Annotated in this window: 15 protein-coding genes; 10 read left to right on the top strand and 5 right to left on the bottom strand. The window is 52.2% G+C overall.

Translation table 11 applies throughout. The features are described from left to right. Positions 1–18: 18 nt before the first annotated feature. Together kdsD and DMB82_RS01400 are read right to left on the bottom strand one after the other, a co-directional pair. Complete coding sequence (gene kdsD, locus DMB82_RS01395) at positions 19–1,095, bottom strand: arabinose-5-phosphate isomerase KdsD (protein ID WP_102117085.1); 1,077 nt, start codon at positions 1,093–1,095, stop codon at positions 19–21. A gap of 55 nt (positions 1,096–1,150) precedes the next feature. Further along, positions 1,151–2,116, bottom strand: coding sequence for a calcium/sodium antiporter (locus DMB82_RS01400; RefSeq protein ID WP_102117086.1), 966 nt, complete (start codon positions 2,114–2,116; stop codon positions 1,151–1,153). Between the two features lie 415 nt (positions 2,117–2,531). Between DMB82_RS01400 and mlaF the strand changes: the two genes are divergently transcribed. The 7 genes from mlaF (at position 2,532) to murA (ending at position 7,386) form a co-directional block, all read left to right on the top strand. Beyond that, positions 2,532–3,344 carry a phospholipid ABC transporter ATP-binding protein MlaF gene (gene mlaF, locus DMB82_RS01405; RefSeq protein WP_039279090.1) on the top strand — a complete coding sequence of 271 codons (813 nt, stop codon included), beginning with the start codon at positions 2,532–2,534 and terminating at the stop codon, positions 3,342–3,344. A gap of 7 nt (positions 3,345–3,351) precedes the next feature. Next, the gene (mlaE, locus tag DMB82_RS01410) at positions 3,352–4,134 is read left to right on the top strand and encodes a lipid asymmetry maintenance ABC transporter permease subunit MlaE (protein WP_010296655.1); all 783 of its coding nucleotides are present in this window, start codon (positions 3,352–3,354) and stop codon (positions 4,132–4,134) included. A gap of 4 nt (positions 4,135–4,138) precedes the next feature. Beyond that, positions 4,139–4,705: an outer membrane lipid asymmetry maintenance protein MlaD gene (mlaD, locus tag DMB82_RS01415; RefSeq protein WP_116163550.1), complete on the top strand. Its 567-nt coding sequence runs from the start codon at positions 4,139–4,141 to the stop codon at positions 4,703–4,705. Positions 4,706–4,717: 12 nt separating this feature from the next. Further along, entirely contained in the window at positions 4,718–5,347 is a 630-nt protein-coding gene (gene mlaC, locus DMB82_RS01420; protein WP_102117090.1) for a phospholipid-binding protein MlaC, read from the top strand. Between the two features lie 13 nt (positions 5,348–5,360). After that, on the top strand, positions 5,361–5,651 hold the full coding sequence (gene mlaB / locus DMB82_RS01425; protein WP_102117091.1) for a lipid asymmetry maintenance protein MlaB: 291 nt from the start codon (positions 5,361–5,363) through the stop codon (positions 5,649–5,651). Positions 5,652–5,785: 134 nt separating this feature from the next. Next, the gene (gene ibaG, locus DMB82_RS01430) at positions 5,786–6,040 is read left to right on the top strand and encodes a BolA family iron metabolism protein IbaG (RefSeq protein ID WP_010280170.1); all 255 of its coding nucleotides are present in this window, start codon (positions 5,786–5,788) and stop codon (positions 6,038–6,040) included. Positions 6,041–6,123: 83 nt separating this feature from the next. Next, on the top strand, positions 6,124–7,386 hold the full coding sequence (gene murA, locus DMB82_RS01435; protein ID WP_014913862.1) for a UDP-N-acetylglucosamine 1-carboxyvinyltransferase: 1,263 nt from the start codon (positions 6,124–6,126) through the stop codon (positions 7,384–7,386). 108 nt (positions 7,387–7,494) lie between these two features. On the opposite strand, the gene degS is transcribed toward murA, so the two are convergent. The 3 genes from degS to zapG form a co-directional block, all read right to left on the bottom strand. After that, positions 7,495–8,592, bottom strand: coding sequence for an outer membrane-stress sensor serine endopeptidase DegS (gene degS / locus DMB82_RS01440; RefSeq protein WP_102117092.1), 1,098 nt, complete (start codon positions 8,590–8,592; stop codon positions 7,495–7,497). Positions 8,593–8,805: 213 nt separating this feature from the next. Continuing rightward, positions 8,806–10,176, bottom strand: a complete 1,371-nt coding sequence (gene degQ, locus DMB82_RS01445; RefSeq protein WP_102117093.1) for a serine endoprotease DegQ — start codon at positions 10,174–10,176, stop codon at positions 8,806–8,808. 260 nt (positions 10,177–10,436) lie between these two features. Further along, complete coding sequence (gene zapG / locus DMB82_RS01450) at positions 10,437–10,841, bottom strand: Z-ring associated protein ZapG (RefSeq protein ID WP_102117094.1); 405 nt, start codon at positions 10,839–10,841, stop codon at positions 10,437–10,439. Between the two features lie 221 nt (positions 10,842–11,062). On the opposite strand from zapG, the gene zapE reads away from it, so the two are divergent. From zapE to rpsI, 3 genes are all read left to right on the top strand, one after another. Beyond that, positions 11,063–12,214, top strand: a complete 1,152-nt coding sequence (gene zapE / locus DMB82_RS01455; RefSeq protein WP_102117262.1) for a cell division protein ZapE — start codon at positions 11,063–11,065, stop codon at positions 12,212–12,214. 237 nt (positions 12,215–12,451) lie between these two features. Continuing rightward, positions 12,452–12,880 carry a 50S ribosomal protein L13 gene (gene rplM / locus DMB82_RS01460; RefSeq protein ID WP_005975488.1) on the top strand — a complete coding sequence of 143 codons (429 nt, stop codon included), beginning with the start codon at positions 12,452–12,454 and terminating at the stop codon, positions 12,878–12,880. A gap of 15 nt (positions 12,881–12,895) precedes the next feature. Continuing rightward, on the top strand, positions 12,896–13,288 hold the full coding sequence (gene rpsI, locus DMB82_RS01465) for a 30S ribosomal protein S9 (protein WP_010280182.1): 393 nt from the start codon (positions 12,896–12,898) through the stop codon (positions 13,286–13,288). Positions 13,289–13,427 lie beyond the last annotated feature (139 nt).

Below are 13,427 nucleotides of genomic sequence, written 5' to 3' on the forward strand. Positions count from 1 at the left end.
CACTATTATCCTTTCTTTTTAAACCACGCCAGCCCGCAGCATATCGTGCATATGGACGATCCCGACCAGACGATCGTTTTCTGCCACCAGCACTGAGGTGATGTGGCGCGACTGCATCAGGTTAAGCGCATCCACCGCCAGCGTTTGCGGTGCGACCCGGATGCCGCCCGCGGTCATCACATCAGCAATGCGCGCGCTGTTCAAGTCAATATTCATGTCGAAGATGCGGCGCAGGTCACCATCGGTAAAGATGCCCTGAATTTTCATATCCGCTTCGCAGATTACCGTCATACCCAGATTTTTGCGCGTAATTTCCACCAGCGCATCACGTAATGAGGCATCGTGTGGGACATGGGGAATCTCGTCGCCCGAATGCATGATATCGCTGACGCGCAGTAAAAGTTTGCGGCCGAGTGCGCCACCGGGGTGAGAAAGGGCGAAATCTTCGGCAGTAAAGCCGCGCGCCTGTAACAAGGCTACTGCCAGCGCATCTCCCATGACCAGCGTCGCAGTCGTGCTGGTGGTGGGGGCCAGACCGAGCGGGCAGGCTTCCTGCGGGACGTGAACGCACAGGTGAATATCCGCCGCTTTACCCATCGTACTTTCCGGTGCGCTGGTCATGCAAATCAGGAACACGTTTTGGCGTTTCAGAACGGGAATCAACGACAGAATTTCATGGGACTCGCCCGAGTTGGAAATCGCGATCACGATATCGTGCGGCGTCACCATGCCGAGATCACCGTGGCTGGCTTCGCCCGGATGAACAAAAAAGGCAGGCGTACCGGTGCTGGCGAAGGTCGCAGCAATCTTGCAGCCGATGTGGCCGGATTTGCCCATTCCCATCACCACCACTTTGCCCTGGCAATCGAATATCTTCTTGCAGGCGAGGGTAAAATTGTCATCAATGTACTGGTCTAATTGCGCAAGCCCATCGCGTTCGATACTCAGTACCTGCTTGCCCGCCTGCTGGAAATCGAAATCTGCTGGTAGTTCATGAGCCTTTTGTTGTCGCGTGTGATCGGCTTGTGGTGCATGATCGGATAGTGCACGGTCAGACTGCTGTTTTAGATGAGCATCTTGTTCAAACTGTGACATACCAATAGTCCTGATTATGATGGAAAACAAAACTTCTTATGAAAAGCAAAACTGCTTATGAAAAGCAAAATAGGGCCGCCAGATAGGCGATAAACGCACCGCATAATAATGCGCCTGCGCCCTGTCCTATACGGCGTTTTTTGCTGAGGCACAGCGCGGTTAACAGTACGCTTGCCGCCAGCATGACCCAATAGTCGCGCTGAAAAGCCTGAGGATTCAGTGCGCCCGGCGAGAGCAAAGCAGGTACGCCCATAACAATCGCGATATTAAAAATGTTCGAGCCAATCAGGTTGCCCAGCGCGATATCATCTTCTTTCTTCAACGTCCCGACGATAGCGGTAGCAAGCTCAGGCAGGCTGGTGCCAATCGCCAATATGGTCAGCCCGATGGTCAGTTCGCTGACATCGAAGTAGCGTGCAATGACGGTAGCGTTATCCACCACCATGCGGGCAGCCATGGGTAAAATAATCATGCCGAGAATCAGCCACAGCACGGCGGCCATCTGGCTGCTGTCATCCTGCGGGAGTTCTGCTAGCTGTTCACGTGTCAGGCTATCGCCGCCTTCCCGCTGCGCCTGTTGTGCCATGCGGAGTATCAGCACCAGACACAGAATGGCGGCTACAAGCAACATTGTGCCGTCGGTGCGGCTCAGGTAGCTATCATGCAGTAAAACGCCACACAATAAAGTGACGGACAACATGAGCGGCAATTCCCAGCGTAGGATGGTTGAATGTACCGTTAGCGGGCGAATGAGCGCCGCGCTGCCGAGAATGAGTAAAATATTGGTGATATTGGAACCCAGAACATTACCGACGGCCATGTCGCTCTGATCGTTCAAAGCCGCAGTAACCGAAACGATGAGCTCGGGTAGCGAGGTGCCAAAGCCGACAATGGTGATGCCAATGACGAAAGGCGGTAAGCCAAGAGAACGCGCAAGCACGGCGGCACCATAGACAAGACGATCGGCACCGTAAACCAGTAAGAGCAAACCAACGAACAAGAGTAGTGTTGCAAAAAGCATGCAGCGTCCTTTAATAGGATATATACCCGTCATACTTCAAGCTGCATGTGCGTTGGCTATACTCGCTCACCTCAGTCACTTACTGGTGTAAGCTCCTGAGGATTCACTGCGCCGCCGCCTTCCTGCAACTCGAATTATTTAGTGTATAATCACCGGCCTGTTGTCGAATAAGTCAGTATTTCTGGGCGACTTTCGCACAAAAAGCATTTTCTGTGATGAGTGCTAATTCTGACGGTGCTTGGCGAAAAAGTAAAACCTGTCGCGATAAGTAAAACCCAGTAACGGTTTGTGCCGCCATTTTGGACAAGAACTTACGGTAAGTTTTTGTAAAACTCGCACCTTGATGAAAGCCAGCCGTTAGGCTGGAGTGAAAAGACCTCTTTATGAGCGTACTGATGGGTAAGGAATGGAAATAATGAACCATGAGGCAACTAATCTGGTCGAGATCCGTGGTCTTAGCTTTCGGCGCGGAGAGCGAGAGATTTTTACGGACATCACGCTGAATGTGCCTAAAGGCAAGGTCACCGCGATTATGGGGCCTTCCGGTATCGGTAAAACCACGCTGTTGCGCCTGATTGGCGGACAGCTACCGCCAGACAGCGGCGAAATCTGGTTTGATGGCGAGAATATCCCGACGCTGTCGCGCAGCGAGCTGTACAACGCACGCAAGAAAATGAGCATGTTGTTTCAGTCCGGTGCGTTATTCACCGATTTGAACGTGTTTGATAATGTCGCCTGGCCGCTACGTGAACATACCAAACTGCCGGAAGAACTGTTGCGTAGCATCGTCATGATGAAATTGGAGGCTGTGGGACTACGCGGCGCGGCGAAACTGATGCCAGCGGAGCTTTCCGGCGGCATGGCGCGGCGTGCGGCGTTGGCGAGAGCCATCGCGCTCGACCCACAGCTGATTATGTTTGATGAGCCTTTTGTCGGGCAAGACCCGATTACGCTCGGGACACTGGTGAAGCTTATCGACGAGTTGAATCATGCATTGGGCGTGACCTGCATTGTGGTTTCTCACGATGTACCAGAGGTGATGAGCATTGCCGATTACGCGTATATCGTGGCCGATAAGCGGGTGATCGGAGAAGGGACTGCAGATCAACTGAGGGCAAATAATGACCCGCAGGTTCGTCAGTTCCTGGATGGTATCGCCGACGGGCCAGTGCCTTTCCGTTTTCCGGCTGGTGACTATAAAACGTCGCTGCTAGGTTCAGGGGGTTAACGTAGTCATGTTATTACGGACGTTGGCGTCGTTGGGGCGTCAGGGAATCTCCACCAGCGCCTCGTTTGGGCGTGCCGGGCTGATGCTGTTTAATGCCTTGGTGGGTAAACCCGAATTCAGAAAACAGTGGCCGCTGTTGGTGAAACAGCTTTACAGCGTTGGCGTGCAGTCGCTGCTGATCATCATGGTTTCCGGTCTGTTCATCGGCATGGTGCTGGGGTTACAGGGCTATCTCATCCTGACGACTTACAGCGCTGAGGCCAGCCTAGGCATGATGGTGGCGCTGTCGCTGCTGCGTGAACTTGGTCCGGTGGTGACGGCACTGCTGTTCGCCGGGCGTGCGGGTTCCGCGCTGACGGCGGAAATTGGCCTGATGAAGGCGACAGAACAGCTCTCCAGCATGGAGATGATGGCGGTTGACCCGCTGCGCCGCGTTGTCGCACCGCGCTTCTGGGCGGGGTTAATCAGCATGCCGCTGCTGGCGGTAATTTTTGTCGCGGTGGGCATTTGGGGCGGCGCGCTGGTCGGTGTGGACTGGAAAGGCATCGACAGTGGGTTCTTCTGGTCTGCCATGCAGGGCGCGGTTGACTGGCGTCAGGATGTCTTGAACTGCGTGATTAAAAGTATCGTATTTGCGATTACCGTGACCTGGATTGCACTGTTTAACGGCTATGACGCGATCCCGACCTCTGAAGGGATCAGCCGTGCAACGACCCGAACCGTCGTGCACTCGTCGTTAGCGGTACTGGGATTGGATTTTGTGCTGACAGCACTGATGTTTGGGAACTGAGTCGATGCAAACAAAGAAAACTGAAGTCTGGGTTGGTGTGTTTATGTTGATCGCGCTGGCTGCCATCCTCTTTTTATGCCTGAAAGTCGCCGATCTCAAATCGATCGGTAGCGAGCCGACGTACCGCTTGTATGCGACGTTTGACAACATTGGCGGGTTAAAATCGCGTTCTCCGATCAGAATTGGCGGCGTGGTGGTTGGCCGCGTAGCGGATATTTCGCTGGACGAGAAAACGTACCTGCCACGCGTGGCGATGGATATTCAGCAGCGCTACGATCATATTCCTGATACCAGCTCTCTGGCCATTCGTACCTCCGGCTTGCTGGGCGAACAGTATCTGGCGCTGAACATTGGGTTTGAAGATGAGGAAATGGGCACCGCGATTCTGAAAGACGGAGGTGTGATTCAGGACACCAAGTCTGCAATGGTGCTTGAAGACCTCATCGGCCAATTCCTATATAAGAGCGGTAGCAATAGCGAAGATAATGCCAGTCAATCGGGTACGGAACCGGGTGGCAATCCTGCGGCAACCCCTGAACACAACAACGAACCTGTTCCTTCACATCCATAAGAGGATATCTGCATGTTTAAACGTTTACTGATGGTGGCTTTACTGGTGGTCGCGCCATTAGCCAACGCGGCGGATCAAACGAATCCCTACAGTTTAATGAATGAAGCGGCGGAAAAAACGTTTAACCGCTTGAAGAACGAACAGCCAAAGATCAAACAAAATCCTGACTATCTGCGTACTATCGTACGTGAAGAGCTGCTGCCGTATGTTCAGGTGAGATACGCTGGTGCGCTGGTGTTGGGGCGTTACTACAAAGACTCGACACCGGCACAGCGTGATGCCTATTTCAAAGCGTTTGAAGCCTATTTGGAACAGGCCTACGGGCAGGCTTTGGCGATGTATAACGGGCAAACCTATCAGATTGTGTCGGGACAGCCGCTGGGCAATACTGATATCGTTTCCATTCGGGTGAACATTGTTGATAACAGCGGCCGCCCTCCGGTACGTCTGGATTTCCAATGGCGTAAGAACAGCCAAACTGGCCACTGGCAGGCGTTCGACATGATTGCCGAGGGTGTCAGTATGATCACCACTAAACAGAACGAGTGGGCGGCAGTACTGCGTCAGAACGGCGTGGATGGCCTGACTAAACAGCTGGAATCCTCGGCGAAGCAGACCATCACGTTGGATCAGAAAAAGTAATTTGGGTACGAACATGGCGAACGCATTGAACTGGCAGGCACAGGACTCCACGCTGGCGTTAACGGGCGATCTGGATCGAGAAACGCTGTTACCGTTCTGGCAGCAGCGTGAATCGTTGCTGGCGGGTAAAACGACGCTGGATGTGTCTGGATTAAACCGCGTTGATTCTGCCGGGTTAGCATTGCTGATGCACGTTTATCAGCAGCCGCCTTCAGGCGGAGAGATAACGATTGTCGGTGCCAGCGATCGGCTAAAAACGCTCATTGCGCTCTATAACCTGAATGAAATCATTCCTGTGTCTTAAACGGTAACGCGGGTTACCGGATTCGCCCCTTTAGGCATCGTCTGAAGGGGCGTATTCTTTGTTTAAGATAGCGTCATATTCATCTAAGATACCTCCCTGTAAATCATCTCCCCCTGACATAGAAATCGAGAGCGATGGAAAATAACGAAATTAAAGACGTGCTGATGAACGCATTGGCACTGGAAGAAGCCCATGTTTCTGGTGATGGCAGCCATTTTCAGGTCATCGTAGTGGGCGGACTTTTTGCTGGAATGAGCCGAGTCAAAAAACAGCAGGCTGTTTATGCGCCGCTGATGGAGTACATCGCGGATAACCGTATTCATGCGCTGTCGATCAAGGCTTATACGCCTGAAGAGTGGCAACGCGACCGTAAACTGAACGGCTTCTAAGTATTGTTCCCCGTGCGAGTGGGAATAAACTGCCAGTATCAGTGTGACGACACATTGAATTAAGACATCGAGATACAAAGACTATGGATAAATTTCGTGTTCAGGGCCCAACCCGTTTAGCGGGGGAAGTGACCATTTCCGGCGCCAAGAATGCTGCGTTGCCCATCCTGTTCGCTGCGTTACTCGCAGAAGAGCCGGTAGAAATTCAGAACGTACCGAAACTACGCGATATTGATACCACCATGAAGTTGCTGGGTCAGTTGGGTGCGCGCGTTGAGCGTAACGGTTCCGTCCATGTGGATGCCAGCGAGGTAAACGTGTTCTGCGCGCCGTACGATCTGGTGAAAACCATGCGCGCCTCTATTTGGGCTTTAGGGCCGCTGGTGGCGCGTTTTGGTCAAGGTCAGGTCTCACTGCCCGGCGGCTGTGCGATTGGCGCGCGTCCGGTAGATTTGCACATTTACGGCCTTGAGCAGCTCGGTGCGCAGATCGTACTGGAAGAAGGCTATGTCAAAGCAACGGTTGATGGCCGCCTGAAAGGTGCGCACATCGTGATGGACAAAGTGAGCGTGGGTGCCACGGTCACCATCATGAGTGCGGCGACGCTGGCGGAAGGCACTACGATTATTGAGAACGCCGCGCGTGAACCAGAGATTGTCGATACGGCAAACTTCCTGAATACGCTGGGTGCGAAAATCAGCGGCGCAGGCACGGATAAAATCACCATTGAAGGTGTTGCGCGTCTGGGCGGCGGTGTCTACCGCGTGGTGCCTGACCGTATTGAAACCGGGACATTCCTGGTCGCGGCTGCGGTATCTCGCGGTCAGATTATGTGTCGTAATACCCGTCCTGATACGCTTGATGCGGTATTGGCGAAGCTGCGCGAAGCGGGCGCGGAGATCGAAATTGGCGAAGACTGGATCAGCCTGGATATGCACGGTAAGCGTCCAAAAGCGGTTACCGTTCGTACTTCACCGCATCCGGGGTTCCCGACCGATATGCAGGCGCAGTTCAGCCTGCTGAATCTGGTCGCGGAAGGGACCGGTGTGATTACCGAGACCATCTTCGAAAACCGCTTCATGCATGTACCTGAGCTTATCCGTATGGGCGCGCAGGCGGAAATTGAGAGCAATACGGTGATTTGCCACGGCGTGGATAAGCTGTCTGGTGCGCAGGTGATGGCGACCGACTTACGTGCGTCAGCCAGTCTGGTGTTAGCCGGTTGTATCGCAGAAGGTGTGACGATAGTGGATCGTATTTATCACATCGATCGTGGCTATGACCGCATCGAAGATAAGCTGCGTGCGTTAGGTGCGAATATCGAGCGCGTTAAAGAGCACGAGTAAGTGTTTCAGCTGCTTCATCTTCACAATTAGGTTTGCCAGCCGGGTGGGTTCCCACCCGGTTTCTTGTTTACCTGCTGATGTGACTCTATCGACCGACCTGACATGCCGTTATTGGGTAGGAAATTCCTGAATCGTCATTTGCAGCGTGACTTGATTTTTATCACGCACAATCGTGACTGGAATGACAGTGCCGGGACGTATTTCCGAAACCTGTTCCATCGTTTCAATAATCGAGCGCGCAGGCTTATTGTTCACGCTAACGATGACGTCTTCGACACGAATACCTGCTTTATCCGCCGGTCCACCGGGGTCGATAGTCTGAACGAGAATCCCGCTTAACCGATCCTGCGCATCACGATTGTTGGTCAGCGTGCTGTTCTCAATATTTTCGATCTGTACGCCGTTGACGCCAATATAGCCACGCACCACGCGACCATCGCGGATGAGCTTGCTCATTACCTTGGTCGCCAGCGCGACGGGAATGGCGAAGCTAATGCCTTCCGGCGTTTCGCCATTGCTGCTTTTATCAAACGAAAGAGTATTAATCCCGACCAGCTCACCAAGCGTATTGACCAGCGCACCACCGGAATTCCCGTGGTTAATTGAGGCATCGGTTTGCAGCAAATTTTGGCGTCCTACCTGGCTTCTTTGCTGACCATAGGTGCTAAGGCTGACGCGGCCAGTGGCGCTGATGACGCCCTGTGTGACGGTTTGCCCCAGATTATAAGGGTTGCCGATTGCCATCACGATATCGCCGACGTGCGGTATGCGGTCTGGATTTATCGGAATAACGGGCAGATTGATGCCGTCAATTTGCAACACGGCCAGATCAGTCAGGCTATCGGAACCGATCACGCGGGCTTCGTACAGCCTGCCGTCTGATAGCTCTATCTGGATTTGTTGCACGTTATTAATCACATGCTTATTGGTTAAAATGTACCCTTTTTCATTCATGATGACGCCGGATCCGAGAGGATGAATGGCGACTTCGTTGGGCTTACCCTCTTTGGCAACCCGGTTATAAACGTTCACCACAGCAGGCGCCGCATGGCTGACGCCCTGATGGTAGCTTATGGGTGAACCATCAGTATTTTTGTCATTGCCTTTCAGAAACGACGTGCCGGACCCGATAAAGGGCAGTACGGCCAGAATAATACCGGCGACGAGGGCACCAAAGAGCGCTGAACGTAATAACTTAGCAAGCATGACCGTGATTTACTGTGGAAAAGGGAGGTAAGGGGAGGATATCACGAGAAGTTCGGACACCGCATGACTCGGTGTCCGATTTTTTATGGCGTGCCATCCCTGGCCGCCACCCTTACGAGCCGTTGCTGATGCAACGTTAAAAATTTCTCTCGGAAATTTTTTAACATCGGCGATGTTCTGGCCAGTTAAGCTGCCGAAAAAGACGGCAAGTGATTAACGTAGCAGCAGATAAATTGTTTCTTCGCCCCGGACGATATTCAAAGCCAGAACGGAAGGTTTCGCTTCCAGCAGTTTGCGCAGTTGCGTGATGTTTTCAATGCGCTCGCGGTTTACACCGATGATGATATCGCCTTTTTGCAGACCAACCTGCGCGGCAGGTGTGTCCTTAGCGACGTTATCAATCTGCACGCCTTTGCTGCCGTCTTTCAATTGGCCATTGGTCAGAGAAGCCCCCTGCAATGACGGTGAAAGCGTTTCAGCGCTGGTTGATGCCGATGAGCTGTTATCCAACACGACGGAAACTTCCTGCGGTTTGCCATCACGCAGCAGACCGATTTTCACGGTCTTGCCCGGTGCGGTGGTGCCGACTTTGGCCCGTAGTTCTGCAAAGCTGCTGATCGGTTTACCATCCAGCGTCGTCAATACGTCGCCAGCCTTGATACCGGCTTTGGCTGCGGCCGATTTCGGTAAGACTTCGCTGACGAAGGCGCCGCGCTGTGCGTCGACGTTGAAGGCTTTCGCCATCTCAGACGTCATCTCGCTGCCTTTAATACCCAGCAGCCCACGTTTCACTTCGCCAAATTCAACCAACTGCTGCGCCAGATTCTGGGCCATATTGCTAGGGATAGCGAAACCGATACCGATGTTTCCGCCGCCCGGCGCCAGAATCGCCGTATTGATACCGATCAGCTCACCATTGAGGTTAACCAGCGCACCGCCGGAGTTACCGCGGTTGATGGACGCATCGGTCTGGATGAAGTTTTCCAACCCTTCAAGATTCAGGCCGCTACGTCCCAGGGCGGAGATAATACCGGAGGTCGCGGTCTGGCCAAGGCCGAACGGGTTACCCACGGCAACGGCGAAATCACCGACGCGCAGTTGATCGGAATCCGCCATTTTTACAGAGACCAGATTCTTGGCGTCATTCAGCTGTAGCAGGGCGATATCGGTTTGCTCATCACGACCAATCAATTTCGCCTCATATTCACGTCCATCATTAAGCTGAACGCGGATCTTGTCGGCGTTATTGATCACGTGGTTGTTGGTGAGCACGTAACCTTTTGCAGCATCAATAATGACGCCAGAGCCCAGCCCTTCGAACGGACGAGAATTTTGTTTGTCCGTCGGGAAGTTAGGACCAAAGAAGAATTTGAATTCTTCCGGTACGCGCTGACGCTGTATCTGTGTACCTTCAACGTGCACGCTGACGACGGCTGGCAAGACTTTCTCCAGCATCGGGGCCAGACTCGGCGTCTGTTGACCTTGAACCACGGCAGGCAGCGCAGCATTTGCAGCGGGAAGCGTGGACAGGGCCAAACCTATACTCATTGCCAGTGCACTAAATAGTAATGATGTTTTTTTCATTGTTATTAACTCTCTCACGGCCTGCGGATGAATAAAACGATGATATATAAACTTAAAGACACGGTGAAGAGTCAGACTGGCGATCAATGTGTAAAGTTCACTGCTGTTTCGTCAGCAGATTGTAACTATCGCTATTTTAGTGCGTGATCGGGCGATGACAGCCTGCGGTACGCATCTTAAACGTACAAGCGTTTTAAGCGTAGAACAAGAGAGGGGAAAGCGTGAGACAGAAAGCCCCACGCTTAAGGTAATTGAATGAATTATTTGCGAATCGGGCGTTCGCCCCGCAGCAGGCCTGAGGCACCGTCTGAATAATCGCGCGGCGGCATGTTCACCGGAGCCTGATCGTTATCCGCTTCTGATTTGGTCAGACGATATTTAAACGGATTATCCTGACCGGGAACGTGAGGTAACAGGTTATTGGAGCTTTTCGCCATGTGCTGATAAAGCTGACGATAATCATCCGCCATGTTATCCAACAGCTCTGCACTGCGGGCGAAGTGACCCACCAATTCCTGACGATAATCTTCCAGTTCGGTTTTGCTTTTCTCCAGCTCATTTTGCAATACCTGCTGTTGCCGCAGCTTACGGTTACCAAAGCGCATAGCGACAGCTCCAATAATAATACCGACAACTAAACCTATCAGCGCATACTCCCAAGTCATAATAGCTCCTATTTTGACGTCGTTGTCCCGTAGGGTTTTTCACTTAATAATAGTCACTATAACCGTTAACCTTGCCTGAGTGGAATCCTGATACTCGATGACAGAAAGGAATGTTGACCTACCGCAGACATCAAGGTTGTTAACTGCGACGATTACGGCTTAAATCGACGACAACACACAGCAAAATACGACTAACTTTTTTCTCAGGGATTGCGATGGCTATGGTTATTCCACAGACAACACAGCAGCAAACAACACCCTTAGCGCTTTACCAGCAGGCGCTTTCCGCTGGTGAATATCAGCCGGACGAGGTGCAGCGGCAAACCGTTGTGCATCTGGAAGCGATACATCAGGCGTTATGTGAACGTGCTGCTGATGGCGATGCGGGCGCATCCGAGCGCGTGGGGAAATGGCGTAGCTGGCTGGGGCGGCGTAATAAACGGGAATCTGCGCCGGTTCAAGGGCTGTACATGTGGGGTGGCGTCGGGCGCGGTAAAACCTGGCTGATGGATATGTTTTTCCACAGCTTGCCTGCTGAGCGAAAAATGCGCCTACATTTTCATCGTTTTATGCTGCGCGTGCATGAAGAACTGAATCAGTTTCAGGGTCAGGAAAATCCGCTGGAGAAAGTGGCCGACGGTTTTAAAGCGGAAACGGATGTGCTGTGCTTCGATGAGTTTTTCGTCTCTGATATTACCGATGCGATGCTGCTGGCTGAACTGTTGCGTGCGCTGTTTGCTCGCGGCATTACGCTGGTGGCGACGTCGAATATTCCGCCAGACGATCTCTACCGTAATGGGCTGCAACGCGCGCGTTTTCTGCCTGCGATTGAGCTGATTAAGCAGTATTGTGAAGTGCGTAATGTCGATGCGGGTATCGATTATCGTCTGCGCACGCTGACGCAGGCACACCTTTATCTCTCGCCGCTGAATGAAGAGACGGATGCGGCGATGCAGCAGATGTTTACCCGTCTGACTGGGAAACTGTGGCAGACACCAGGGCCGGTGCTGGAGATCAATCATCGTCCGTTATCGACACTTGGCGTGAGCGACGGCGTATTGGCGGTCGATTTCCACACGCTGTGTACAGAAGCGCGTAGCCAGAATGATTACATCGCACTGTCGCGCCTCTACCACACAATGCTGTTGCACAATGTGACGGTGATGGAAACGAAGGAAGAGAACACCGCCCGCCGTTTTCTGGCGCTGGTGGACGAGTGCTACGATCGCCGTATCAAATTGATTATTTCTGCGCAGGCATCGATGTTTGAAATCTATCAGGGAGAACACCTGAAATTTGAATATCAGCGTTGTTTATCCCGTTTGCAGGAAATGCAAAGCGAAGAGTACTTGCGTCAACCCCATTTGGCGTAACGCAGGCTGCGGTTTTTTAGTCATTTGCGTGTGAAAAAAGGTCGATCTTTGAGAATGACTTCTCTATAATCTTGCGACCCCACGTTACAACAAAGTTTTTTTCCCAAAAACTTTATAGTGCCGGCAATGGCTATTCGAAGGGGTAGGTTTGCTGGACTTGATGGTCGTGTGAGCCTCAACTGTTTTCGAGCGTTCGGGTGTTCACCAACGTGTAACTAATTATTGGGTAAGCTTTTAATGAAAACTTTTACAGCTAAACCAGAGACCGTAAAACGTGACTGGTACGTTGTTGATGCGAACGGTAAAACTTTAGGCCGTCTCGCTACTGAACTGGCTCGTCGTCTGCGCGGCAAGCATAAAGCGGAATACACTCCGCACGTTGATACGGGTGATTACATCATCGTTCTGAACGCTGACAAAGTTGCTGTAACTGGCAACAAGCGTACTGACAAGATTTATTATCATCACACCGGTCACATCGGTGGTATTAAACAAGCGACCTTTGAAGAGATGATTGCCCGCCGTCCTGAGCGTGTGATTGAAATCGCGGTTAAAGGCATGCTGCCGAAGGGCCCGTTGGGTCGTGCTATGTTCCGTAAACTGAAAGTTTACGCGGGCACCGAGCACAATCACGCGGCACAGCAACCGCAAGTTCTGGACATTTAATCGGGATTATAGGCAATGGCTGAAAATCAATACTACGGCACTGGTCGCCGCAAAAGCTCCGCCGCTCGCGTGTTCATCAAACCGGGCAACGGTAACATCGTTATCAACCAGCGTAGTCTGGAACAGTACTTCGGTCGCGAAACTGCCCGCATGGTAGTTCGTCAGCCGCTTGAACTGGTCGACATGGTTGGTAAATTTGATCTGTACATCACTGTTAAAGGTGGTGGTATCTCTGGTCAGGCTGGTGCGATCCGTCACGGTATCACCCGCGCTCTGATGGAGTATGATGAGTCTCTGCGTAGCGAACTGCGTAAAGCTGGTTTCGTTACTCGTGATGCTCGTCAGGTTGAACGTAAGAAAGTCGGTCTGCGTAAAGCACGTCGTCGTCCTCAGTTCTCCAAGCGTTAATTTCTGGCTGCTTTGCAGCGAAATCAATGCAAAAAACCCGGTGCTGGTCACCGGGTTTTTTATGCTTAAAAATAAATTTCCTCGAAATATACGCTTTACTTTCAGTGTGTTATCGATGAAGTTGCGCTTATATCCCCAC

Source organism: Pectobacterium aquaticum (genome assembly GCF_003382565.3).
Lineage (GTDB): Bacteria > Pseudomonadota > Gammaproteobacteria > Enterobacterales > Enterobacteriaceae > Pectobacterium > Pectobacterium aquaticum.